The sequence below is a fragment of the Peribacillus sp. B65 genome, assembly GCF_058513295.1.
The window spans coordinates 2,996,295-3,022,391 of sequence record NZ_CP195840.1 but is presented as its reverse complement, the minus strand read 5'-3'; the positions used below and the strand labels follow the sequence as shown (position 1 = coordinate 3,022,391).

Below are 26,097 nucleotides of genomic sequence, written 5' to 3'. Positions count from 1 at the left end.
GCATTCATTTCATGGTAAAGATTTAAGCGAGTTGGGGATTATGACTGCAATCAACCCATTACGATACTCATTCATTTGCAACTTTGAAATCCTTTGCTAGAATATAATCTATAGAAAAGATTAGGAGTGGTTACTGTGGCTGAAACTCCAGCTGAAGATTTGATTCATTATATCGCACCAAAAGGAGAATTTATCCCTTTTTTAGATGATACGGACTATATCGCTAAAGGATTGGAATGGAAATTATTCACTGCCCGTTCGGTAAAAAGAGAACTAGTATATAAAAGCGGAAGTTTTCAAGCAAAGGTCAAATTAGCAGGTTATGAACAATACGGCAACGGACTTGACACTGTAGTCGTTCAATTTGAAAATGGTAAGCTTAGTTGCATTAACCCTTCCTATTTAAAGGAAATGCAAAGCTCCAGTTTCGGAAAAGAATTGTTGAGTGGCCCGGTTTCCGAAACAGCCGCAGTTCCAAGTGAAACTGAGCAGGTGATGGAAGCGCCAATTACGGAAAACTCCGATCAGCTAAGTGAAGAACCAAAACAAGCAAAAACCAAAACTAAAAAAACGACAGCAAAGCCTAAGTTGGACTTACCTGGGGAAAAAGTGCATTTCACAGCGACCGTCAAGGAGTTCACGGCGAAAATGAACCATTTTACTGGTGAAGAAGATGAAGTCATACTCTTGGAGAATGTCAAAGTGACAACGGAACCTGAATTGACCATCGGCGATGCTTGGTGTGGATATAGCAAGACATTGAAAAAAGCTGAACTCGAAGAAGGTGACGAAATCGAATTTGATGGAAAAGTGGTCGACAAAAAATATAATAAAGAAATACGCTATAAAGTAAATAATCCATCTAAGTTAGTGAAAAAGGAAGGATAAACGCTTGAAGTTCTTGATAAGGAGTAAGCCGCCGCTTACTCCTTTTTTTGATGCATTAATCAGCCTTCAAAAGAAGTGGATGCGTTCATTGTGAACTTATTAGAATAGATGAGTCCGATTCTGGAATATATTCGTTTGTGGGAGATACAACTTAAAAACCAAAGTGATGCAAATTATTCGTAAATCGTATGGTTAAGGGTTTCGCTTTTGTGGTTTCATATATTCCAGTGTTGGGGATAATACATTATGAAAATGGATTTATAAAAAGATTAGGGGGGATTTTTAAATGAAAGAATTATTTCAGTTATTGAAACAAGGTAATAAATCGGCTTTCATTGCTGCCTGTGTGAATAGTATCATCGCTGTGCTAAAGGGGATTGCTTACTTCATGACAGGGAATGTCGCTATGTTTGCTGAAACTTTACATACTTTGGGCGATGCTGCGAATCAGTTTTTCGTCTTCATTGGTTCCGCACTAAGTAAAAAGGCACCAACTGATCGATTCCCTGATGGTTTTGGACGTTTGGTTAACCTAGTATTATTAGGGGCAGTATTGATTGTCGGAATCATGTCTTATGAAACGATTAAAGAAGGGTTTCATCACATTTTGCACCCTGCAGAATCAACTGGTATCCTTATTAACTTGTCCGTCCTTTTCTTAGCGGTTGTGTTGGAATCATATGTATTATTTAAAGCGATGAAAGAAGTGGTTCATGAGACTGGAATCGAAGCTAAAGGAGCAGCCGTCATATTTAAGAGCTTCACTGGTTTAAAAAGAGCAAAACCAGCGACGAAATTAGTATTCATGGAAGATATGGTAGCGACCGGTGGCGGGGTGCTTGCGATAATTGCCATTTTATTAGCAAACTTCACGCCTTTCATTCAAGCGGAAGGAGTTGCTTCCGTCATGATCGGTCTCGGTATGTTCTATGTGGTTGGAAGGGTTTTTCTTGATAATGCTGCAGGGGCTCTTGGGGAAGCCGATATTGAAATGCGACAAAAAATCGGGACGATGGTCATGGATGATCCAGACGTAAGGGATATACAGAAACTGGCGGTATTAAAAGAAGGGGAAGACTTCCATGTAGAACTTGAAGTCGAACTTGATCCCCATATTTCAATTGCCCAAGCGGATGACATTAAAGATCGGCTATTTAATGAGATATTCAAGGAAAGAGGGGTAACGGATGTCATTATAGAATTTGATGAAAATGATGGTGTCCCAAAATGGGAAGGTCAAATAAAAAAAGAATTGAATGAAATTAAAAAAGACAGGGAGTAGAAAGAATGGCAGAATACAAAGTGTCATGATAAGAAATTTGTTTGATTATAAATATCACGACACTACTTATAATGCCTGTTCAATTATTCACGTACTTTCCTTGCGTATGCATTATAAGCTATCATGGACTTAGTTACATAAAGAAGGATTATGAAAGGGTGAATAAGATTGGAGAAACAAGATATTAAGCTAGTTGCACTTGATATGGATGGCACGCTTCTCAATAAGGCAGGAGAGATATCTGAAGAAAATCGCAGAGCGATAAAAGAAGCCGAAAATCAAGGGGTTTTTGTGGTATTGAGCACAGGAAGATCCTATGCTACATGCAGTGATTTTGCAAAGTCAATGGAACTTCAATCATTTCTCATTACGGTAAACGGAAGCGAAATTTACGATAATCAAGGAAAACTGGTGGAAAGGAATATAGTCGATAGTGATTCCATACAATGGATGTGGGAATTAAGCCAAAAACATGGTACACATTTCTGGGCAATAAGCTGCGATAATATTTACAGGGCTGAAATGCCTGAGAAAATCCATGATTCGCAATGGCTTAAATTCGGATTTGATACAGATGATGAAAGCATCCGCAAAATCATCATGGATGAACTGGTGTCAAAAGGAAACTTTGAAATAAGCAATTCAAGCCCGACGAATATTGAAGTGAATGCCATGGGCGTAAATAAAGCGAAAGCGATAAAGCTCGTATGTTCATTGCTCGATATTACTATGGATAATGTTATGGCAGTGGGTGACAGCCTTAATGACCTTGCAATGATTTCTGAAGCAAAAGTGGGTGTGGCAATGGGAAACGCCCAAGAAATTGTGAAAGAAAAAGCAGATTGGATTACAGCGACAAACGAAGAAGATGGTGTGGCTAAGGCAATTCGTAAATGGGCGCTTTCAAATTGAACCGAAACTGTATATGGGACGTATCCATATACAGTTTTTTTATTGAAATGGCGCTGCCGAAAATGAAATTTTTGCTGCTAAATTAAATTTCTTGAAAATTGTGTATTTTAGAAGTATGATAATCTTGTAGTGTTATATTTTGGTAATATATTAATAATGGGAGGTTTAATGGATGACTAGAAGTTTGCCTGAACAGTGGTGGAATCAATTATCTTTACCAGTTATCTCAGCACCTATGTTTTTAATATCCGGTCCTGAGTTAGTGAAAGAATGCTGTTTGAATGGGGTGATCGGCTCTTTTCCAGCACCGAATGCGCGTCCGATAGAGGTACTGGATCAATGGATGGGTGACATAAACGACACATTGATTGCAGCAAAGGATAAAGAACCAGGCTCAAAGATTGCTCCATGGGCAATGAATATGGTTGTCCACCGTACATATAGCCGGCTTGAAGAAGAGTTGGAATTGGTCAAAAAGCATCAGCCTCCCATCGTCATTACATCATTAGGTTCACCCAAACATGTGGTGGATGTCGTACATAGCTATGGCGGCTTGGTCTTTTCGGATGTCAGTTCTGTGGATTTTGCGAAAAAAGCTGCGGAGTCAGGTGTGGACGGATTGATCTTGGTTGCTGCGGGAGCCGGCGGTCATGCGGGTGAGATAAATAGCTTTGCTTTCGTGGACAGCGTAAGGACTTTCTGGGACGGAATCATTTTGCTTGCCGGATCGATCAGTACTGGTCACAGTATTTTGGCAGCTCAGGCAGCTGGAGCGGATCTTGCATATATGGGTACACGTTTTATCGTGGCGAAAGAGAGCAGGGCAAATGATGAATATCGTGAAATGCTTGTCGATTGTGATCATGATGACATCATCTTGACTGATGCATTTTCAGGCGTTAATTGTAATATGCTGAAACCGAGCATAAGAAAGGAAGGCATGGACCCGGAACAATTAGCCAAAAAAGAAAAAGTCGATTTTGACAGCATGTCCAACCCATCTGAATCTAAAGCGTGGCGTGATATTTGGTCAGCGGGTCATGGTGTAGGGGCAATTAAAAAAATAGATACCGCTGCCGGCATCATTAAACAATTGGAAAAAGAGTATCAGGAGTCCTTGAAGAAATTGACCGGGCAGGCCGAAAAATTAAAAGGAATTATATCAAAATGATATGAAAGCGCTTTATTAATTATGCTAATATAGCTAACAAAAAGGGTATCCATTATGGATATCCCTTTTTTTTATATAATGTCAGACATAATTCATGATAAGGTCTCAATCAGCTAAAAAGGCAATCAAAATAGGCTATAAAGAGAAAAGCAGTAAATATACGAGGTAAGATTGTGAAAAAATATTGATAAAAAGAAGGATAAATGTTATATTATTTTCGTGATACTGACCAAATGAACAATATGGTCAGTTATTATTGATTGTTTAAAAATTATATATATCAAGGTGAAGAAGAATTTAAATTTATATCGCAGAAGCAAATGACTTAATTATGCATTCTTCAATCAGTTTTCACCTAGATAGATTAATAAACGGCATATTCGTCGTATAGGAGGGCTTGGTAGGCGTGTTTAAATCTTTAAAGGGTGAATTTTTAGCCATAATAAAACATCCTATGATACTCATTTCCATAATAGGGATCATACTGATTCCTTTATTATATAGCGGCACGTTCCTGTGGGCATTTTGGGATCCATATGGTAAGGTCGACCAATTGCCTGTTGCCATTGTCAATATGGATGAGGGTGCGGAGTTCAATGAATCTGAACTTACAATAGGAAAAGATTTAGTCAAGGAATTAAAGGAAAAGAAGGATTTCGATTGGCATTTCGTTAGTCAAAAAGAAGCCAATGAAGGCCTTGAAAATCAAGATTATTACATGAAAATAGAAATCCCGAAAAACTTTTCGAAGAATGCAACGACCTTACAGGAGGACAATCCGGAAAAACTTGATTTGATTTATACGTCCAATGAAGGGTTCAACTATATATCGACTAAAATAGGTGACGCAGCTTCTGAGAGAATTAAAGGGGAGGTATCGTCAGCCGTTACGAAAACCTATGCAGAGTCAATGTTCGACAATTTGAACGAAGTGGCTGACGGACTCAAAAGTGCCAGTGATGGAGCTGGGGAATTGAAAGATGGGACAGATACAGTGAAGAACGGATCCAGTGAACTTGGTGAAGGGATTAACTCAGCCAAAGAAGGCTCCAAAAAAGTGGATGAAGGAATTGATTCCCTTCATTCAGGTTCTGTCGAAATCCATGAAAACTTGGAAAAATTAGCTGAAAAATCATTGACCTTTTCGAATGGGGTCGGTTCGGCAGTTGCAGGATCGAAAGAACTCAATCAAGGGTTACAACAGTTCAGCTCTGGTGTTGGACAAATGAAAGATGGGCAATCCGAGCTTTTGCAAGGAGCCAAGAAATCTGAAGCGGGAACTGGTGAATTGGCCTCTGGACTGCAGCAGTCATTAGAGGGCTTCAATCAAATAGAAGAAAAGCTGCCCGCGTTGACAGAGGGAGCAAATGGTGTAGCGGCTGGTGCTGCCCAGCTTTCAGGTTCATTGTCTGATTGGAGCGCAGCATCGAACGAAGCAAAAGCGGGGGCATCTGAAGTGTCGGCAGGATTGGATGAGGTTATTTCCGGATTGAAACAACAATCTGAAGCTGCGGATGATCCTGCAGAAAAAGCGCGTTTGGAGGAAGTGATTTCTTCTCTAACCCGCATCAGTGAAGGTAGTAAAGGAGTTTCTGAAGGAGTAGGGAAACTATCAGCCAGTGCAACTGAAATTGCTAAAGGCTCAAATAGCCTTAGTGATGGTGCAAATCAGTTAGGTGAAGGTACAAGTGCATTAAGCGGAGGTTTCACTCAATTAAAGCAAGCTCAGGATAAACTCGCCAATGGGGCGAATGAACTGAAAAATGGTCAAGGTCAATTGGTGTCTGGTTTGACAACATTTGGCGATAGTATAGATTCCGCTCAGAGTGGGCTAGGACAGTTAACCGAAGGCAGCAATAACTTGGTAAGCGGGCTTGATCAGCTTGAAGATGGCTCCAAGCAATTATCAAGTGGAACCTCACAGCTTTCCGAAGGTTCGAAAGGTCTGGTTACGGGAACGGATAAGTTGAAGGAGGGTTCATCCAGCCTTACTAGCGGTATGGGAGAACTGGCGAATGGTGCCATAAAGTTACAAGATGGAATCGCCAAACTTTCAGATGGATCTGCAGAATTACATGAGGAATTGAATGACGGGGCAAACGAAGCAGGTAAGATAAAATCCAATGAAGAAGTATATGACATGTTTGCAAGCCCAGTTAAAGTGGATAAATTACCAATTAATAATGTACCGAACTATGGAACAAGTTTTGCACCATATTTAATTTCATTAAGTTTATTTATCGGGGCTATCGTTCTGACAATCATTTTCCCGTTAAGAGACCCTGCTGTTAAACCGGCGAGTGGATTTAGCTGGTTTTTTAGTAAATACAGCGTCATGGCTCTCATAGGAATCTGTCAAGCCATATTGGTGGACTCGATTTTAATTTTAGGCCTTGGAATCAATGTTACGAGCCTGCCGCTATTTTTTGCAGTAAGCATTCTTGCTAGCTGCACATTCATGGCAATCATTCAGTTCCTTGGTTCGGCCTTTGACAATCCTGGCCGGTTCATAGCATTATTGATTTTGATTCTTCAACTGACAAGCAGTGGCGGAACATTCCCAAATGAATTGGTTCCAGGCTTCCTGCAAGGATTCACACCGTTCTTACCGATGACTTACTCTATTAATGCTTTTCGGGCAGTGATTTCAACAGGAGATTATAGCTTCATGTGGCATAATCTTGGCATATTGGCCATATTCCTCGTTGCGGCATTAATATTATCACTACTTTACTTTATGTATCGGCATAAGAAATTGAACGGCGCATTAAATGAACAACAGGAAGAAGCAACTGTACAATGATCAAAAAACAGCGACCCGTCATGGGTCGCTGTTTTTTGATAAATATCAGGTAATAAGTGAAATGCAGGAAAATAAAAGTGCCCCTAAAATAACACCAATCGTAAGGATATGCATTCATTTTCTAACGGAATTGGCAACGGTTTGTTTGTGACTAAACATTGGTGCAGCCTGAACAATGAAGTAATTATTGAAACGGCTATACCCTTGTCTTTTGAGGTGCAGGTGCATATTTCTTCATCGGATTTTTTGCAATGACATCCTTTAAATAAGGATGGCCAGAAGGACCTGGTTTTCTCATAAGTTCCATTAGATAAGCAATATCGTCCATAGCCCTGTGTGTTTGAAAATTGGTGATATTATGTGCCTGCAGTAATGTTAAGAGTTTACTATTCTCAAATCCATATTGCTTCCAAGGTACATTCCGCATCGTACAGAACCATTTTTGATCATTGATTTCCGGATACATTTGGTAGAGAAAACTTCTATCGAAAGAAGCATTATGTGCGAAAATAGAATCGGTACGGGCAATGAAGGATTTAACTTTTTCATCGTGAAAACTTTTTCCTTCGACGGAGCTGTATGGAATCCCATGAATTCTGTATGCTTGATCATAATTCCTTCTTGCTCCATGGGAGAGAGGCTCCCTCAAAAATGATTCTTGATCAACAAGATTAATGATTTCCCCTGTTTCACTGCTGTATGTAAAGAGTATAAGGGCAAGCTCGATAATTTCATCTGAAGAGGGACGTAAACCAGTTGTTTCTACGTCGAGTACTAAACCTAATCTATTAGTCAATTTTTTTTCCTCCAGTTTGGTTACATTCTTCTATTATAGCTGACATAGAATAGCTATTGAAAGTGTAATGATCGTTTTACGCATGGAACGAATACCGAAGGTATATTGAATGAATGTCAGTTTAACTAAAATAACTGAATCAATACTTGGGCGTCCTACCTCTGAATACATATCTTTCACCAAGTCATAAATGAAATTGAAGTCAATGGAAGCCTCAATTATACGAACCAAATGATTCGCCGGCACCAGTTGATCTAAAGTAATCATTTCAAGTTGGTCTCGCTGAATAGAATTATGTTTCGAAAGCATCCTCATCACCTCAAGTATTAATAGTTCTATTTTAAAACAAAAAAGATTATAGGCAAAAGGAGTTCCATCTAAAATTTTAAACATAGTTGATTGGAGCGGGTGTGCGAGACTCCTGCGGGAATAGCGAGTCCAAGGGAGACCCCACAGGCGCAAGTGCGCCGAGGAGGCTCCCGGACCGCCCGCGGAAAGCGAGTGCCTGAAGTGGAAATCAACGTCCAAATTTGTAAAGCCAAAAAAAACTGTAGACAAACTCGATTTTCATCGAGTTTGTCTACAGTCTGAGATAGAGATTTTAAGCAATCTCTATCTTTTTTTATCCATTGAAGTTCATAAGCATTGTAAAATGCTTTCCAATTCATGTTCGGCAATTTGTACGAATTCTTCGTTTTTTTGAAGGCTGAAAATGTTCTTGGATTGCTTTATATAGTGCAGTCCTTCTTCAGGTTGTTGAAGATGAACCAGATTTTTACCAGTTAAAAGATGGAGTTCCGCATATAAATATAATGATTCTATCGAATTGCAAATGTTGATCCCTTTAAGAGTATAATTTAATGATTCCTGATAATAATGAAGTTCAGTCAATGTTTGTGCTAATCCATGAATGATCTTCACGATAATGGTACCTTCTTGATTCACATGGGGAATATTCTCGATAAATTCCAGTGCTTCATTGAAGATGGCGATGGCCTCTTCATAATTCTTCGTTTTAAAATGGATGATCCCGATACTATTTAAAACTTCTATTTCCTGTTGATGAAGAATGACCCGTTTACCCATGGTAATATGAATGGCCTCATTCAATAATTCTATAGCCTTTTGTTTGTCATTGTATAAATAAAAAAAAGAGATACCTTCATGCCATTTTAAGAATTGATAAAATGATATCGATTTTTCCGGTGCAGTTGCCATTTCTTTTTGGACGATTTCATAGATTGCTTCATAATTACGAGTCCGTTTGTATTTGTTAATCAAAAGTTTTATCGTTTCTATGTAATTATAAATCGGTTCATTTTTGGTAGTGAAGAAATACGGCAGGTCAACTTTAAGTTTATCCGCAAAAAGTGCCAATTCATCAATGGTTGGAGAAGTGATGCTTCTTTCATAATCTGACAGGGCATTAGGTTCACATATATCCTTAGCCAGTTCTTCCCTTGTAAGATTTTGTTTTATTCGTAATTCGTTGATAACAGAGCCAACCTCTATTTTCATTACAATTGCCCCTTTGTACCTATGTCTAGAATTCTATTTTAACATAATTTAATTTTTATCAGTAAGATAATGAAAGATGGTTCGAAATAACTACTTTACGTGTTTTCCAAGGTATCCCTACAACAAAAATTATGAATTGCGTTTTATTATTGAAGTGAGCAAACTAATATGACGTCTTTTCAATATAAAGTGAGAAAAGTATATATTCACGGATAATAGCAAGCATTAAATTTAAAATATAAGGATAAAAAAAGAGGCGGCAAGCTGCCGCCTCTAACGTTATTAATTTCCAATGAATTGCTGGGTCCAATAGTGGGCGTATTTCCCTCCTGTCACATGCCCAATTCCAATATGTGTATAGTTCTTGTTCAGGATATTGGCCTTATGTCCGGGGCTGTTCATCCATGATTTCATGACAGCATCCGCACTAGGTTGACCTGCTGCGATATTTTCCCCTGCGTACTCGTAACTGATCCCAAAGGATTTCATCATATCGAAAGGCGATCCATAACTCGGGCTTGTATGATTGAAATAATTATTATCACGCATATCCTCAGATTTCAGAATTGCTACGTTGGAAACGTCTGTATCCATTTCAAGGGGAGAGAGGCCAGCTTTTGAACGTTCTTCGTTAACCAAACTAAGAACCCGCTGTTCAACTGATTGACTTTCTTTTTGATTTACTGTTGTGTTGGATGCCGGAAGATTTATGATTTGTCCTATTCGAATTTGATTTGCATCCTTTATAGCAGAGTTCGTTTTGAGTAATTCGTCAATGCTGACATCATATTCAGAAGCAATTTTCGTTAAGGTATCTCCTTTTGCCACCTCGTATGTATTGGCTCCCATTGCAACTTTTGGAGATAGTAGGGATAGTGACAGTGCTGATAAAATGATGATTTTCTTCATTTTGATTCCTCCTAGTAGAATATCTGGATTGGAAGTATAGTATGCTATAAAAATAGTTTTGTGTAAAATTAGCTCATTAACATTCTTTATTGGAATGGGAAAAAGGTATCGAATAAGAACATACAAAATACGGGTCCATATAACTTGGGAGAGTATATGGTAAATCAAAATCATAGGGCTTTTTGATAAATTGGTAGGATCATTTCATGTAGATAAAGAATCATTTTACGTTTGCAGGCCGTGTTTGTCAGGGTAAACAATAAGAACATCAAAACGATATAGTTATATGTAACTAAATATGATTGAACTAATAAATTATCCTAAGGGTGGAACTTGTATGGATTTAAAGGCAGGCAAATTGTTTTGGAAAGATACATTTGAAGCAAAAGAATACCCAATGCTGGAAGAGGACCTTTCATGTGATGTTTGTATAGTGGGGAGTGGTTCATCGGGGGCGCACTGTGCCTATTTTTTGGCAGAGACGGGTCTGAATGTGGTTCTGATCGATAAACGGGATATAAGTGAAGGGAGTACGGTTGCGAATACTGGACTCTTACAGTATTCAAATGATAAAACATTAACATCCCTCATTCATAGTTTTGGAGAAGAAGCTGGGACGCGGCATGTTCTGCTTTGTTTGGACGCCATTCGGATACTTGAAAAAGAGGTTGTTCCAAGTTTAAAGGAAAACCCGGATTTTAAAATTAGAAAAAGCTTATACTATGCATCCAATCCCAAGGATGTTTCTATGCTTAAAGAAGAATATAATAATCTAAAATCCCGCAATTTCCCTGTTGAATATTATACTGAAAAAGAGATTTGTCGAAAATTTTCGTTTCCGAAAGCAGGAGCGCTGGTTACAGATAATGATGCTGAAATCAACCCTTATAAACATGCACATTTATTGATTGAAAAGGCAGTTTCGAAAGGCGTACGTGTCTATTCAAAAACAAAAATCAATGGGAAGATATTAAAAGAGAATCAAACCCAGTTATTTACCCAAACCGGACATACGATACATGCACAGACGGTCATCTTCGCAACTGGGTATGAAGCCCAAGAAGAGGTGAAGGATAAAAATGCAGTGATTCTCAGTTCGTATGCCATCGCAACCAATCAAATAGCAGATCAAGCTAAATGGCATGATAATATGATGATATGGGAAACGGCACGGCCTTATTTATATGCAAGAAAAACTCCTGACAATCGAATTATCATTGGTGGTCTTGATGAATAGACCGGTTATCTGGATAAAAGGGATTCAATGATTTTGAACAAAAGAGATAAATTATTAAAGCAGCTTGTCAATTTGTTTCCAGAATTAGAGAATCGGATTTCGGCTGATTATTATTGGGGAGCTTTTTTTGGTGAGACCCATGATGGTTTACCGACAATAGGAATGTATCCTGACTATCCTAATTGCTACTTCTTATTGGGTTATGGCGGGAATGGAACGGTTTACAGTGTCATCCTTTCCCAAATCATCAGGGATTTGATTACAAAGGGTGGACATGAGGACTCGGCATTGTACGTTAAGGAAAGGAATTTTTCAAAAAGTATTGTCCATTAAAACAGGTATCTCTTATTCATGAATAGAAATAAGTAGACAGCTGAATATACGGAGGGATTCTTCGATGTGGTTTAAGGAATTGGAAACAGAAAGGCTGCGTTTAATCGAAATAGGTCACCATCATGCTGAGAGTCTATTTGAAATCCTCTCTAAAGATGAAGTGACTAAATATGATGGGATAGAAAGTTTAACTCTATTAGAAGATGCCCGTCGCTTAATCGACTCGTTTAAAAGTGCCTATATAAACAAACGTGGGATGCGATGGGGAGTCATTTTAAAGGATTCAGGCAAATTCATCGGTACCGTTGGCCTGAATCAATTGAGCCTAGCCAACAAACGCGCCGAAATAGGATATGAAATCCATCCTGAATATTGGAGGAAACACCTTGCGTCTGAAGCTGTCAACGAAGTATTGCGCTATTGCTTTGAAGAATTGAAACTACAAAGAATCGCCGCTTTAACTTTCAAGGATAATATTGCATCCAGAAACCTATTGAAGAAATTTGGATTCAAAGAGGAAGGCAGCCTCCGAAGTTATCTATTTCTTCGTGAACAATCGCATGATGCCCTTGTGTTTTCCTTGTTAAGCACAGAGTATTGCCAGTTACGGCAACAAAGTGTTCAGGGATCAAATAGATTTTAGTTTAATATAGAAGATTGCAGCTGGCCCAAGTGCCAGTTTTTTATTTGCAGATGATTTTATATCAGTAATGGACAATATAAATATTTTTCATGTTAAAATGGAATGCGAATTCATTTAATCAGTCCGGGTGGACATAAAAAGGAGCAAAATCATTGTGAAGATACTATTTCCGTTGCTTGCGGTCCTAGGCGGCATCACCATTGCCATACAAGGACAAATCAATGGTGGATTAGGGAAAAAAGTGGGGGTCATTGAGGCTTCTTTCATTTCGTTTGGAATCGGGACACTCGCTTTATTATTTATTGTTTTGTTTGCAGGAAATGGAAATATTTCTGCGGTAGCTTCTGTACCAAAATGGCAATTGATAGGCGGACTGTTAGGGGCTATTTATGTCATTGTTATTATATTGGTTGTCCCTCAGATTGGAGTGGCACCTGCATTGGTCGGGGTTATCGCAGGCCAGATACTAATCGGGGCTGTCATTGACCATTTCGGTTTATTTGGAGGGGTACGCATCCCATTGGACGCGAAAAAGGTGGCAGGCATATGTTTACTTTTCGTGTCATTATATTTATTTAATCATAAATGAAGAAGGGTCATTTTTCATTGAAACGACGGGTACATATAGGGGAGAATGAAGGGATATTTCTATTCTACTATAGTTATTAACTATTATTTGGATATCGATTAAAAAGAACTAAATATTTTAATGAAGTAATGCATTATCCTACTAAAATATATTATTTGAGAGTGGATGGTTTGCTAGGAAGGTGGTCTTAGTAACCAACCTAACATTAATTATTAGAATATTTAGAAATAAATAGACAAGAGAACCTATATGAATACTGATTTAGAGGTGTTTGGAAAAACACCTGGAAGTCGGAAGTCCTTTCAGGTGATCATTTCTATTTACCTAGTATCTAGATCGAATTGATTAGCAATTAATTACTATATTGTGAAAAAGTACTCACTGGTTTATTGATTTTTTGATTTATTCGTAATATACTTAAAATTCAACATCTTTAATTCGAGGTATAGTACCCTTAGCGAGGTTGAAAAGAGGGTGATTTTTAACTAGTAAACTGCATTAATTGCTTTTATAGGTAGAAATACAGATTTATGCAAACGGTTCGCTAGTTGTTTTTTGGTGAATTCCTGCAATGAATGCTTCTAACTTTCCTCGCTGACATTATTTGTACTATACGAAAGATTAATAGGTGTTAGAAGGATAATCTCTTAAATGTGATTATTCTAAGAAAGATTAAAGATGAGGGGGAATATTTTTTGAAAAAGTCTAAATTTTCAGTGCTTGCTCTTCTTATGGCCATCATGCTTATGCTTGCGGCATGCAATGGCGGTTCGAAGGAAACTTCGAATGAAAAAGAAGGTGGCTCGGGTGACTCATCCGGATCAAAGGTATTAAATGTAAACAATTCGAGTGAACCTGGTTCGCTTCACCCTGCAAATGCACAAGGCACTCATGAATCATGGATCCTTGAACATACGTTTGAGGGACTGACAAAGAAAACGGAAGAAGGCAAAATCGTACCTGGTTCTGCAGAATCATGGGAAATCAGTGAAGATGGATTAACTTGGACATTCAAATTGAAAGATGGTTTGAAATGGTCAAATGGAGATCCGCTTACAGCCAATGACTTCGAATATGCTTGGAAATATGCTTTGAAACCGGAAACGGCTGCTGATTATGCTTACCAACTTTATTATCTTAAAGGCGGGGAAGCTTACAACAGTAAGAAAGGGAAGGAAGAGGACGTAGGGGTTAAAGCGACAGACGAACATACATTAGTCGTTACTTTGGAACAGCCTACACCATATTTCCTTGACTTGACTTCTTTCTATACTTTCTATCCAATCAATAAAAAGGTACAGGAAGAAAATCCAAAATGGGCTTTGGATGCAAAAACTCACGTTTCAAACGGGCCGTTCAAATTAACGGAATGGAAACATAAAGAAAGCCTGAAAATCGAAAAGAATGAAAATTACTACGATAAAGATAAAATCAAATTGGATGCGGTTAACTTTGCTCTAATTGAAGATGAAAATACAGCATGGCAAATGTATCAGAGTGGCGAATTGGACCTCGCTTATCCACTGCCAGTGGATATTCAAGGTCAAATGGTCAATTCTGATGATAAAGAATTCAAAATGGGCAAAGAACTTGCCGTTTACTATTACAACTTTAATACAGAAGTGAAACCTTTCAATAATGCTAAAGTAAGGAAAGCGCTTTCAATGGCTATCGAGCGTCAAAAAATCACCGAAAATGTTGCTCAAGGCGGACAAAAGCCTGCTTTCGGCGTAGTCCCTCCGGGTATTCCTGATGCATCTGGAGATTTCCAGGAAAATACAGGTAACCTATTTAAGGAAGATGTTACCGAAGCTAAGAAATTGTTAAAAGAAGGACTTGCTGAAGAAGGCATGAAAGAATTACCTGAGTTTTCAATTTTGTATAACACTTTAGATTCACACAAGAAAATTGCTGAAGCGGTTCAAGGAATGTGGCGTGATAACCTGGGTGTTGAAGTGACACTTGAAAATGCAGAATTCCAAGTTAAGCTTGACCGTGAAAAAGCTGGTGACTTTGAAATTTCCCGTGCAGGATGGGTTGGTGACTATGTTGACCCGATGACATTCATGCTTTGGGAAACGGACGGCGCCTATAATGATGCAGGTTGGTCAAACAAAGAATATGATAATTTATTAAAAGAAGCAAAATCTACAATGGATCCAAAAGAACGCATGGATGCTTTGCATAAAGCAGAGAAAGTCATGATTGACGAAATGCCGATCCTTCCGGTTTACTTCTATACAAAACCATATATGGTTAAATCGAATGTTACTGGAGTTTTTGCTCCGATTAACGCTTATCCGAACTTTATTTACGCGGATAAAAAATAATAGAAGGATAATAGTGAAATGGGAGGTATGTCCGATTAAGGACATACCCCATTTTTCAATTGCGAATTTGAATATTTCATGCATTCATTTCCGTTTTCAACTTCTTAGAAAATCGATGATTGGGGTGATTACCATGTTGAGATATACATTAAACCGTTTTAAATGGGCGATTATTACTTTATGGGCTGTTATTACATTAACGTTCATCATAATGCATACGATTCCGGGAAATCCATTTGCAAAAGAAGGAGCCATGCCTCCTGCTGTTTATGAAAACCTTCAAGTCCACTATGGATTGGACAAGCCGTTGTTGACCCAATATGGGAATTATTTATTGGAAGTCGTTCAATTTGATTTTGGTCCTTCATTGAAATCTTCATCCATTTCCGTGAATGATTACATTTTGAAGGGGTTTCCGGTGTCCTTGCACTTAGGGGCACAAGCTTTGGTGATTGCCATCTTCTTTGGCCTCATTTTGGGTGTCGTGGCATCACTGAAAAGAAATAAATGGCCCGACTATTTATCAATGATCATTGCCATCGTAGGGATTTCCGTTCCTAACTTTATCCTGGCGACTATTTTAATCAATTATTTTGCAATTAAATGGAATATATTCCCTGTTGCTACATGGGCGACATGGCAGCATACCATTTTACCATCCATTGCCCTTTCTATGATGCCGCTTGCTTTCATCGCGAGACTGATGCGGACAAGCATGCTTGAAGTAATGGGGCAGGATTACATTTTGACAGCAAAAGCCAAAGGATTGAAACGGAGCGGTGTCATAATCAAACATGCGATTCGGAATGCGTTATTGCCGATTATCACGATTCTGGGCATCCTTACGGCTAATATCGTGACAGGAAGCTTCATCATTGAACGTATTTTTGGTATTCCGGGCATGGGAGATATGTTCGTAAAGGGAATATCCAACAGGGACTACCCGGTGATTCTTGGTTCCACAATTGTGTATAGTGCGGTGCTTATTCTATTGATATTCATCGTTGACATAGCCTATACGTTGATTGATCCTAGAATTAAAGTGACGGGGGAGAAGAAATAATGGCAGATAAAGTGCATTTAACCGAAGATATGTTCCAACCCGCCGAAGGCAACTTTAAGGAAGCTGAAAAAATAGCAAGACCTACAGTTTCATATTGGTCTGACGTCTGGCGTCGATTTAAAGAAAATAAGCTGGCGATGACTGGATTTGTTCTTATAATCCTCTTGGTCTTGATGGCGATTTTTGGTCCGTACATTAACGGATATACTTATTATGGACAAGATTTCGAGAATAAGAATCTTAGCCCAAATAGCGAGCATTGGTTTGGAACGGATTCATCAGGAAGGGATCTATTTACGCGAGCTTGGTACGGTGCAAGGATATCTTTGTTCATTGGATTGATGGCAGCGCTGATCGACTTTTTAATTGGTGTCCTTTATGGCGGGATTTCTGCCATTCGCGGTGGACGCACGGATAATATCATGATGCGGTTTGCCGAGGTTATCTATGCGATTCCATACCTATTGATGGTTATCTTAATGATGGTCGTATTAAAACCTGGTATTCTGCCGATCATCATTGCGATGTCGATTACGGGGTGGATTCCGATGGCGCGACTGGTACGGGGACAGGTTTTACAACTGAAAGAGAATGAATATATCCATGCTGCAACAATCTCTGGAGCCAATACGAGCTGGACTTTAAGAAAACACATGATTCCTAATACAATGGGACCGATCCTTGTCAATTTAACGTTGACTGTACCTACTGCCATTTTTGCCGAAGCTACACTTAGCTTTTTGGGACTGGGAGTTCCGGCACCTCAGGCAAGCTGGGGAACATTGACAAGTGATGCACTGGGAAGCATTCTGGTAGGGAATTTCTATCAACTGTTAATCCCGGCAATATTGATTTCCTTAACGATGTTCGCGTTCAATGTGGCTGGTGACGGGTTGCAGGATGCCTTAGATCCAAAACTACGGAAATAAATGAGTCCTAACATAATGATTTGATATTACTAGAATAGGAGGGACGATGATGGAGAACCTATTAGAAGTCAACGATTTACAAATCACCTTCCATACTTATGCAGGTAAAGTGCAAGCGGTTCGCGGTGTGAACTTTGGCGTGAAAAAGGGGGAAGCCGTTGCGATTGTTGGGGAGTCCGGATGCGGCAAAAGTGTTACAGCGAAATCTATCATGAGATTATTGGAAACACCCCCGGCAGAGTATGGAAAAGGGTCGATAAACTTTGGCGGTAAAGATCTTCTTAAAATGAGTGAAAAGGAAATGCAGAGGATTCGCGGAAATGAAATCAGCATGATTTTCCAGGATCCGATGACTTCGCTCAATCCAACGACAAAAATCGGCAGCCAGATCATGGAAGGCATTTTAAAGCATAATAAAAATATGTCCCGAAATGATGCATACGAACGGGCGTTGGAAACACTGAAACTAGTAGGTATTCCACAGCCGGAAAAAAGGATGCAGCAATATCCGCATGAGTTTTCAGGTGGTATGCGCCAAAGGGCGATGATAGCGATGGCCCTTGCTTGCGAACCGAAATTACTGATTGCCGATGAACCAACAACTGCATTGGATGTAACGATACAAGCGCAAATTTTGGAACTGATGAAAGATATCCAACGAAGAATGGATACTTCCATCATTTTAATCACTCATGATTTAGGCGTGGTTGCAGAAACTTGTGAACGGGTAGTCGTCATGTATGCAGGCAAGGTTGTTGAGACGGGTACGGTAGAGGCTATATTTTCAAACCCGCAGCATCCTTATACAAGAGGTCTGCTTAAAACGGTGCCAAGGCTGGATATGGAAAAAACGGCTCCGTTGGTTCCGATTATCGGATCACCACCGGATTTATTGGATCCGCCAAAAGGATGCCCATTTTACCCAAGATGTGAATCAGCTATGAAAGTGTGCAAAGACCATGATCCGGAGCTTGAAGTAGTGGAAGAAGGTCAGACAGCCGCATGCTGGCTGCACCACCCGATGGCCAAGGCAGCACAGGTACAAGCACCGACTAATGTATAAAGGAGGAGAACCAATGGTTTCACTGAAAAATAAGGCCGTAAAAGAAAAGACATACAACGAAAATTCTCCTCTTGTTGAAATAAAGAATCTGAAGAAGCATTTTCCTATCGGTTCTCAATCGCTTAAAGCGGTAGACGGTTTGGATCTCAAAATCTATCCAGGGGAAACTGTCGGTCTTGTTGGGGAAAGCGGTTGCGGTAAGTCGACTGCAGGTCGTACAATCACTCGATTATATGAACCGACTGATGGAGAAGTTCTTTTTCAGGGGAAAAATATTTTCGATTACAAACCCGGGGAAATGTCACATATCCGCCGTGAAATACAAATGATTTTCCAAGATCCGTACGCATCCTTGAACCCAAGGATGAAGGTGGAGGAATTGATAGGGGAACCACTTGCCATTCATGGAATTTCAAAAGGTAAAGAGCGAAGAAAACGGGTGGAAGACCTGCTAAAGCTAGTTGGTTTAAGTCCGGAACATATCACTCGTTTTCCGCATGAATTCAGTGGTGGACAACGCCAGCGTATTGGAATTGCAAGGGCATTGGCTTTAAATCCTAAATTCATCGTTTGTGATGAACCAATCTCTGCCTTGGATGTTTCGATACAGGCCCAAGTGGTCAACTTATTAAAAGAACTGCAAAAAGAAATGGGATTGACTTATTTATTCATCGCGCATGATTTATCGATGGTCAAGTATATTTCAGATCGCATTTTAGTCATGTACCTTGGAAGAATGATGGAACTTTCGGATAGTGATTCTTTAACGAAAGATCCGCTACACCCATACACACAGGCCTTGCTATCCGCAGTGCCGATACCAGACCCGACTATTAAACGGGAAAGGATCGTCCTTAAAGGCGATGTACCAAGTCCGATCAATCCGCCGAGCGGCTGTGTATTTCGGACGCGCTGCCCTAAGGCGATGGAGATATGCTCCAGTGCTGTACCTGAATGGAAAGAACAAAAACCAGGGCATTTCGTTGCTTGTCATTTATATTGGTAAACAAAAAAACCAGTTGCATTTGCGACTGGTCTTTTTTTACGCATTTATGTAAAATATTTTTAGAATAGAAACGATTATCAAATTATTTATCAGCATGTCAAAATAAAAAACTAGGAATCTGAAAATAAAACATATAAAATGTAATTATATGTAAATATAAAATTCTGTTGAATGTATCAATTTGTGAGAGAAGGAGGGGCTGTTATTGTATTCCACGATAACTAGTGAGATCGTCGATCGTGTCATGATTGTTACTCTTAATCGTCCAGAGAGAATGAATGCTTTCAATGAAAAGATGTGTGAGGAGATGATTCGCGCTTTTAATGAAGCAGATGAAAATGATGACGTAAGAGCCGTCATATTAACTGGCGCTGGGGATACTTTTTGTGCTGGAATGGATTTGGAAAAAGGTGCAGAAACGTTTATGGATCACACTCCTTTGGTTGAATACCGCGATGCAGGGGGAATGTTGTCATTACGGATTTTCGAGATGAAGAAACCTATGATTGCTGCCATTAATGGAGCGGCAGTCGGGATTGGGATAACAATGACTTTGCCCATGGACATTAGAATCGCTTCAACAGATGCAAATATGGGTTTTGTATTTGCGAGGCGGGGGATAACGATGGAGGCATGCAGCGGCTGGTTCTTACCCAGGCTTGTCGGAATGGGTAAAGCTTCCGAATGGATTTTTACCGGCAGGATGATTTCGGCCAGTGAAGCATATGAGGGAAGGTTGGTAAACAAGATCGTCGAGCCAGAAGAATTGATGTCTGCTGCTATGGAAATTGCAACAGACATTGCGGAAAATACATCTTCCGTTTCTGTGACGTTATCCCGGCAATTAATGTGGACCATGCTCGGTGCAAACCATCCTGTTGAATCACACAAAATAGAATCGAAAATGATTCATTGGACCGGAAAACAAGCGGATGCACTAGAAGGGATCGAAGCTTTCCTCGAAAAAAGGAAAGCTGATTTCAAGATGAAAAGCAGTAGTGATATGCCTCCGTTTTATCCTTGGGGAACGGATCGAACATATGAAGTGGATAAGAAATGATTGAATGGAATGGCCCAGGGAAACCAGGGGAAGTGCGTGATAATTTTTACTTTTCGGATAAATTAGGGTTTCTATTCTTAGTGTGTTATACTGGGTTTACCATTTACTAAACTTGTTTCATGTTCCCTATTCCCCGTGAATAGGGTTTTTTTATGATTGCTTTTTTAATCAAAAAAAACAGACCCTACAAGTAGGGTCCGTTATATATTGTATTTAAAATTATGCTTTTTGAACGTTAGTAGCTTGGGGTCCACGTTGACCTTGCTCAACTTCAAAAGTAACTTCTTGACCTTCGTCTAATGATTTGAATCCTTCGCTTTGGATAGCTGAGAAATGTACGAATACATCGTCTCCGTTTTCGCGTTCGATGAAGCCAAATCCTTTTTCTGCGTTAAACCATTTTACTTTACCTTGTTCCATTGTTGTTGCCTCCTAGTGTGAATCCACACATTGTGTTACTACCCTTGCTCAATCATTAGACGAAAAGTTTTTCACTTATCAATCTTCCCGAACAAAAATAATTCTTTTTAAATATAACAGATAATGTCGGAATCTGCAAGCTAACATGGGAAGATTATTTATGTACACATTCGATGAACAATTTTTAATACCCTTTTTTGTAATCAAGTAAATTTGTTGAAGGTTTTTTACCATTTAGATAGTTCTTTAAATTCGGCATGAAAATATCATGAATGAGCCTTTGGTCGTAAAATTCCGTATTTCCGGATGTGTGCGGAGTGATGATTACATTGTCCAACTCCCATAGTGGGCTATTCTCAGGAAGTGGCTCCGTTTCAAACACATCAAGTCCGGCACCCGCAATTTCTTTGTCCATAAGCGCTTGAACCAAATCGTTTTGAATGACGAGATTTCCCCTTCCTATATTAATGAAAAAAGCGGAGCGCTTCATTAACATGAATTCCTTTTTCCCGAACATATACCTTGTTTCTGGGGTCAAAGGTAATGTCACGACAATATAATCACATCTTGGAAGAAGATCATTCAATTGTTTTTGTGTGAACATCTCATCGACAAATTCTTCTGATTTATCCGAATGGCGCATTCCTAACACTGTCATGCCAAAAGCCTTGGCAATTTTTGCGGTTTCCTTTCCGATTTTTCCGACACCGATGATTCCGATGGTCTTTTCATGAATTTCCTGCTTCATATGTGCGTGATGCCAAGTCTTTGTCTGCTGTTGTTTAATATATGTATCTACTTTTCTTGTTAAGGCAAGCATTAACGCGAAAATAGTCTCTGAAATGGGATACGCATGAACACCGTTTGCAGTTGTAATCTGAACATTCATTTGTTCTAAATTTTCCAGGGGTAAAGCATTCACTCCGGCGCTCCATGTCTGGATCCATTTTACTTCGCTTGCATCAATCGATACAGACATTTCCGCTTTCCAGCCTGCGATCACTTCAGCATCGGCTATATGATTTCTCCATATTTCCGGAGATCTTCCGGTGATAACCGTCCAATCGGGAACCAATTCTTTAATTTTCTGTAGTAAGAGCTCATTCAAATTTTGGCTTATTATTAGTTTTCTTTTTGGCATAACTAACCTCCTGTATCTTTTTTTCTGAATTATACGTAAGTTTTGAAAATCTTTCAATCGGGAAAGCGATTGCTTAACAATCTTGCTATAATACTAATAATCAATGGAATGGGGTGTATTCATGAACGTGAAAGACATATATGGACAGCTGCCTATTATAGAATCAAAACGTTTGGTCATGAGGAAAGTCACCATGAATGATGCCGAAGACATGTTCGCTTATGCATCCAACAGTGAAGTTTCCCGTTACGTCACATGGGAAGCTCATCGTTCCCTATGTGATACAAAAGATTTTATCAGGTTTATCCTGCAAAATTATGAGGATAAGAAAATAGCTCCATGGGGCATAGAACACAAGGAAAGTGGTAAGTTGATTGGTACTATTGATTTTGTTTCATGGCAGGTTGATCATCATAGTGCAGAAATCGGGTATGTGCTAGCACCCGAATATTGGGGGAATGGCTTGATGACGGAGGCAGCGCAAAAGATAATCGCCTTTGGCTTTGAAAATATGAACCTAGTTCGTATACAAGCAAGGTGCTTCGTTGAAAATATGGGTTCAGAACGCGTCATGCAAAAGGCTGGTATGTCTATTGAGGGAATCATTAGAAAAGGAATGTTTGTAAAGGGAAAGCATCAAGACTTAAAGCTATATTCCATTATAAAATGATGGCTTTGGAGTCTGCTGATTAAAGAAGAAATAAGGAAAAATACATCGGTTTTGAAATTATAAATATTGGAAAATCAAAAACAAACAATATGTGCAAATATTGAATCAAAAACTATACAAAACGTCTAATGTAAAAAGTCCGTTTGAAAAATATAATGAAACTATAAAATCGTGTTGAAATGGAGGGTTTCTTTAATGGCAGTAATAAATGAAGTAAAAACGTTGAAAAATTATATCGGTGGCAAATGGGTGGATTCCACAACATCGAAACATGAACAAGTGCCTAATCCGGCAACAGGAGAAGCTTTGGCGATCGTTCCCCTTTCAACAAAGGAAGATGTAAACCAAGCAGTGCAGGTTGCTAAAAAGGCGTATAAAGAATGGAAAAAGATCGCCGTTCCAAAAAGAGCCCGCTTCTTATTCCGTTATCAGCAATTATTGATAGAACACTGGGATGAGCTTGCAAAGCTGGTCACAATCGAAAATGGAAAAAGCTATACAGAAGCATATGGTGAGGTTCAGCGGGGGATTGAATGCGTGGAATTCGCAGCAGGTGCGCCTACCTTGATGATGGGCAGCCAGCTTCCTGATATTTCTCCAGGTATTGAATCTGGCATGTATCGTTATCCTATGGGTGTCGTTGCAGGGATTACGCCGTTTAATTTCCCGATGATGGTACCATGTTGGATGTTCCCGCTGGCAATAGCTTGTGGAAATACGTTTATCTTAAAACCTTCAGAACGGACTCCGCTATTGGCCAACCGTCTTGTGGAATTATTGACAGAAGCCGGTGTTCCGGATGGAGTTGTCAATATTGTCCATGGTGCCCACGATGTCGTGAATGGGATATTGGAACATGAAGACATTAAAGCGGTATCATTTGTTGGATCCCAGCCTGTCGCAGAGTATGTATACAAAACGGCAGCTGCCAATAAAAAACGTGTCCAGGCTTTATCAGGAGCGAAAAATCATTCAATCGTCATGCCTGATGCGGATTTGGATAATGCGGTAACGAACATTACGAATGCCGCTTTCGGATCTGCAGGCGAGCGCTGCATGGCTGCGTCAGTGGTTGTTGCGGTGGGAGAAGTGGGAGATTCGCTCGTTGAGAGATTAAAGGCTGCAGCGGATGACATAAAGATAGGAAATGGAATGGATAAGGACGTTTTCTTGGGGCCTGTGATTCGTGATACTCATAAAAAGAGAACAGAACAATATATTGAAATCGGGGAGAAAGAAGGAGCTGTCCTCCTTCGTGATGGCAGGAATGAAGGTGATCAGGAAAATGGCTATTACGTTGGACCGACATTATTTGATCATGTAAAAACAAACATGAAAATATGGAGTGATGAAATTTTTGCTCCTGTCTTATCCATAGTACGGGTCAATACCCTTGAAGAAGCAATCGAATTGACCAATCAATCAGAATTTGCCAATGGTGCCTGCCTCTATACGGATAGTGCAAAAGCCATCAGGGAATTTCGCGAAGAAATTGATGCAGGGATGCTTGGCATTAATCTTGGGGTACCCGCGCCAATGGCATTCTTTCCATTTTCCGGCTATAAAAGTTCCTTTTATGGAGACCTTCATGCCAATGGGAAAGACGGAGTGGAATTTTACACTAGAAAGAAAATGTTAACGGCAAGATACTGATAGGAAAAAGGGGGTCGGCTCAAATTGTGGTCGGCCTTCCTTTATACATCTTTTTAGGAGGAGTGTAGCTTATGCAGGTTGAAAAGAAGGGTCAGGATCTTAAAGCGATGGATGGTAAATATGTGTGGCATCATATGAAAGGGGCTGAACCCACCCCTGGGGCAATGGTGATAAAAAAAGGGCAAGGAGCATGGATTACGGATGTTGATGGGAATCGATTCCTGGATGGGATGTCAGGTTTATGGTGTGTCAACGTTGGTTATGGCCGCACGGAACTGGCTGAAGCCGCTTACGAGCAACTGAAGGAACTTCCTTATGCCCCTTTAACGAATAGCCACATTCCTGCTATTAAGCTAGCAGAGAAATTAAATGAATGGCTTGGTGGGGATTATGTGATTTTCTTCTCTAACAGCGGTTCAGAAGCAAATGAGACTGCCTTTAAAATTGCGCGGCAGTATCATCAGCAAAAAGGTGAACATGGACGCTATAAATTCATTTCGCGTTATCGTGGCTATCATGGCAATTCAATGGGTGCCCTGTCAGCGACCGGGCAGGCGCAGCGAAAATACAAATATGAACCGCTGGCCCCAGGTTTTCTTCATGTATCACCGCCGGATTCTTACAGAAATCCAGAGGGTGAAAGCGGTGAAGTAAGTGCAGCGGAAATTGAACGTACCATTACATGGGAGCTGAGCGAAACGGTTGCTGCGGTCATCATGGAACCAATCATCACTGGGGGCGGAATTTTAATGCCACCTGATGGTTATATGAAACGTGTCAAAGAAATTTGTGAGAAAAATGGTGTCCTTCTCATTTCGGATGAGGTCATTTGCGGGTTTGGCCGTACTGGTAAGAGATTCGGATTTATGAACTATGATGTAAAACCAGACATCGTAACAATGGCTAAAGGAATTACGAGCGCTTATCTGCCATTATCCGCTACAGCCGTCAAACGTGAAATTTATGAAGCGTATATTGGCTCAGATGTATATGACCGCTTTCGGCATGTAAATACATTTGGCGGCAATCCGGCTGCATGTGCCGTCGCTTTGAAGAATATTGAAATATATGAAAATGAAAAACTTATAGAACGGTCTAAGGAGTTAGGGTTACGTTTTCTGCAAGAGTTTGAAGAAATTAAAACTCATCCCAATGTTGGGGATGTGCGAGGGAAAGGTTTGTTGGTAGGGATTGAACTAGTGGAAGATAAACTGACAAAACAACCGATCGAACTTTCCAAAATCAATAAAGTGATTGCATCATGTAAAGAAAAGGGGCTGATCATAGGTAAAAATGGTGATACTGTAGCGGGTTTCAATAATGTCCTGACTCTTGCTCCCCCACTTAGTATAACTGAAGAGGATTTTTCATTCATCATAACGACGGTAAAGCGAACGCTAGCTGAACTATGAAAATAAGTGGAAAAACCTGAATATTCAATTAAGTTTACGCGTGTACTGTTGATACGCAAACATGCTTTTTAAATGAGACTGATGCGTTTAGTTTTAGCACCGTTTTAGAACTTTGAACGGTGCTTTTGTCTATGATCAAGGAAGAATAAGAGGAAAAGGAATCTAGTAGAAATTATAGGCAATATTTTGGAATCGTTTTCCTTGCTTAGTTATAGCAGATGTTCGAAAATGGAATGATAAGGAGTGGTAGAAACTCAATATTAACCGTC

The 26,097-nt window shown here is 39.7% G+C and carries 21 protein-coding genes and 2 pseudogenes; 17 read left to right on the top strand and 6 right to left on the bottom strand.

What is annotated here, in order from left to right; translation table 11 throughout:
* Positions 1 to 135 precede the first annotated feature (135 nt).
* From ACSR9O_RS14780 to ACSR9O_RS14760, 5 genes are all read left to right on the top strand, one after another.
* Complete coding sequence (locus ACSR9O_RS14780; protein WP_230175878.1) at positions 136 to 888, top strand: hypothetical protein; 753 nt, start codon at positions 136 to 138, stop codon at positions 886 to 888.
* 286 nt (positions 889 to 1,174) lie between these two features.
* Positions 1,175 to 2,170, top strand: coding sequence for a cation diffusion facilitator family transporter (locus tag ACSR9O_RS14775; RefSeq protein WP_101225435.1), 996 nt, complete (start codon positions 1,175 to 1,177; stop codon positions 2,168 to 2,170).
* Positions 2,171 to 2,332: 162 nt separating this feature from the next.
* Positions 2,333 to 3,082: a Cof-type HAD-IIB family hydrolase gene (locus ACSR9O_RS14770; protein ID WP_260357994.1), complete on the top strand. Its 750-nt coding sequence runs from the start codon at positions 2,333 to 2,335 to the stop codon at positions 3,080 to 3,082.
* A 172-nt stretch (positions 3,083 to 3,254) separates the two neighbouring features.
* Positions 3,255 to 4,253 (top strand): NAD(P)H-dependent flavin oxidoreductase, encoded by a 999-nt coding sequence (locus tag ACSR9O_RS14765; protein WP_230175879.1) that lies wholly within the window; start codon positions 3,255 to 3,257, stop codon positions 4,251 to 4,253.
* 406 nt (positions 4,254 to 4,659) lie between these two features.
* Entirely contained in the window at positions 4,660 to 7,056 is a 2,397-nt protein-coding gene (locus tag ACSR9O_RS14760) for a YhgE/Pip family protein (protein ID WP_491724609.1), read from the top strand.
* Positions 7,057 to 7,252: 196 nt separating this feature from the next.
* Here the strand turns inward: ACSR9O_RS14760 and ACSR9O_RS14755 are convergent, their stop codons facing one another.
* The 4 genes and pseudogenes from ACSR9O_RS14755 to ACSR9O_RS14740 form a co-directional block, all read right to left on the bottom strand.
* Positions 7,253 to 7,852, bottom strand: coding sequence for an exonuclease domain-containing protein (locus tag ACSR9O_RS14755; RefSeq protein ID WP_260357767.1), 600 nt, complete (start codon positions 7,850 to 7,852; stop codon positions 7,253 to 7,255).
* Between the two features lie 69 nt (positions 7,853 to 7,921).
* Positions 7,922 to 8,161, bottom strand: a pseudogene (locus ACSR9O_RS14750) (transposase); the annotation flags it as partial.
* 327 nt (positions 8,162 to 8,488) lie between these two features.
* A complete protein-coding gene (locus tag ACSR9O_RS14745) occupies positions 8,489 to 9,370 on the bottom strand; it encodes a helix-turn-helix domain-containing protein (protein ID WP_434167036.1) in 882 nt (293 codons plus the stop codon).
* A 282-nt stretch (positions 9,371 to 9,652) separates the two neighbouring features.
* A complete protein-coding gene (locus tag ACSR9O_RS14740; protein WP_101225430.1) occupies positions 9,653 to 10,279 on the bottom strand; it encodes a CAP domain-containing protein in 627 nt (208 codons plus the stop codon).
* A 298-nt stretch (positions 10,280 to 10,577) separates the two neighbouring features.
* Here ACSR9O_RS14740 and ACSR9O_RS14735 point away from each other — a divergent pair.
* The 9 genes and pseudogenes from ACSR9O_RS14735 to ACSR9O_RS14695 all read left to right on the top strand — a co-directional run bounded on the left by ACSR9O_RS14735 (position 10,578) and on the right by ACSR9O_RS14695 (position 20,532).
* A pseudogene (locus ACSR9O_RS14735) lies at positions 10,578 to 11,849 on the top strand (NAD(P)/FAD-dependent oxidoreductase).
* A 64-nt stretch (positions 11,850 to 11,913) separates the two neighbouring features.
* Positions 11,914 to 12,492: a GNAT family N-acetyltransferase gene (locus ACSR9O_RS14730; protein WP_491724608.1), complete on the top strand. Its 579-nt coding sequence runs from the start codon at positions 11,914 to 11,916 to the stop codon at positions 12,490 to 12,492.
* Between the two features lie 154 nt (positions 12,493 to 12,646).
* The gene (locus tag ACSR9O_RS14725) at positions 12,647 to 13,081 is read left to right on the top strand and encodes a DMT family transporter (RefSeq protein WP_137017639.1); all 435 of its coding nucleotides are present in this window, start codon (positions 12,647 to 12,649) and stop codon (positions 13,079 to 13,081) included.
* Positions 13,082 to 13,776: 695 nt separating this feature from the next.
* A complete protein-coding gene (locus ACSR9O_RS14720; RefSeq protein ID WP_230175882.1) occupies positions 13,777 to 15,411 on the top strand; it encodes a peptide ABC transporter substrate-binding protein in 1,635 nt (544 codons plus the stop codon).
* Positions 15,412 to 15,544: 133 nt separating this feature from the next.
* Positions 15,545 to 16,474 (top strand): ABC transporter permease, encoded by a 930-nt coding sequence (locus tag ACSR9O_RS14715; RefSeq protein WP_063235007.1) that lies wholly within the window; start codon positions 15,545 to 15,547, stop codon positions 16,472 to 16,474.
* On the top strand, positions 16,474 to 17,403 hold the full coding sequence (locus tag ACSR9O_RS14710) for an ABC transporter permease (RefSeq protein ID WP_101225426.1): 930 nt from the start codon (positions 16,474 to 16,476) through the stop codon (positions 17,401 to 17,403). The genes ACSR9O_RS14715 and ACSR9O_RS14710 overlap by 1 nt, the downstream gene beginning before the upstream one ends.
* Positions 17,404 to 17,452: 49 nt before the next feature.
* Complete coding sequence (locus tag ACSR9O_RS14705) at positions 17,453 to 18,466, top strand: ABC transporter ATP-binding protein (RefSeq protein WP_034307038.1); 1,014 nt, start codon at positions 17,453 to 17,455, stop codon at positions 18,464 to 18,466.
* 13 nt (positions 18,467 to 18,479) lie between these two features.
* Positions 18,480 to 19,472 (top strand): ABC transporter ATP-binding protein, encoded by a 993-nt coding sequence (locus ACSR9O_RS14700; protein WP_048679436.1) that lies wholly within the window; start codon positions 18,480 to 18,482, stop codon positions 19,470 to 19,472.
* A gap of 205 nt (positions 19,473 to 19,677) precedes the next feature.
* On the top strand, positions 19,678 to 20,532 hold the full coding sequence (locus ACSR9O_RS14695) for a crotonase/enoyl-CoA hydratase family protein (protein WP_230175883.1): 855 nt from the start codon (positions 19,678 to 19,680) through the stop codon (positions 20,530 to 20,532).
* Between the two features lie 219 nt (positions 20,533 to 20,751).
* On the opposite strand, the gene ACSR9O_RS14690 is transcribed toward ACSR9O_RS14695, so the two are convergent.
* Together ACSR9O_RS14690 and ACSR9O_RS14685 are read right to left on the bottom strand one after the other, a co-directional pair.
* Positions 20,752 to 20,952 carry a cold-shock protein gene (locus ACSR9O_RS14690; RefSeq protein ID WP_029714163.1) on the bottom strand — a complete coding sequence of 67 codons (201 nt, stop codon included), beginning with the start codon at positions 20,950 to 20,952 and terminating at the stop codon, positions 20,752 to 20,754.
* A gap of 184 nt (positions 20,953 to 21,136) precedes the next feature.
* Positions 21,137 to 22,093 carry a D-2-hydroxyacid dehydrogenase gene (locus ACSR9O_RS14685; RefSeq protein ID WP_402937198.1) on the bottom strand — a complete coding sequence of 319 codons (957 nt, stop codon included), beginning with the start codon at positions 22,091 to 22,093 and terminating at the stop codon, positions 21,137 to 21,139.
* A 121-nt stretch (positions 22,094 to 22,214) separates the two neighbouring features.
* Between ACSR9O_RS14685 and ACSR9O_RS14680 the strand changes: the two genes are divergently transcribed.
* The 3 genes from ACSR9O_RS14680 (at position 22,215) to ACSR9O_RS14670 (ending at position 25,828) form a co-directional block, all read left to right on the top strand.
* Positions 22,215 to 22,763, top strand: a complete 549-nt coding sequence (locus ACSR9O_RS14680) for a GNAT family N-acetyltransferase (RefSeq protein WP_491724607.1) — start codon at positions 22,215 to 22,217, stop codon at positions 22,761 to 22,763.
* A 195-nt stretch (positions 22,764 to 22,958) separates the two neighbouring features.
* Positions 22,959 to 24,416 carry a CoA-acylating methylmalonate-semialdehyde dehydrogenase gene (locus ACSR9O_RS14675; RefSeq protein ID WP_491724606.1) on the top strand — a complete coding sequence of 486 codons (1,458 nt, stop codon included), beginning with the start codon at positions 22,959 to 22,961 and terminating at the stop codon, positions 24,414 to 24,416.
* A gap of 71 nt (positions 24,417 to 24,487) precedes the next feature.
* Positions 24,488 to 25,828 carry an aspartate aminotransferase family protein gene (locus tag ACSR9O_RS14670; RefSeq protein WP_491724605.1) on the top strand — a complete coding sequence of 447 codons (1,341 nt, stop codon included), beginning with the start codon at positions 24,488 to 24,490 and terminating at the stop codon, positions 25,826 to 25,828.
* Positions 25,829 to 26,097: the final 269 nt, after the last annotated feature.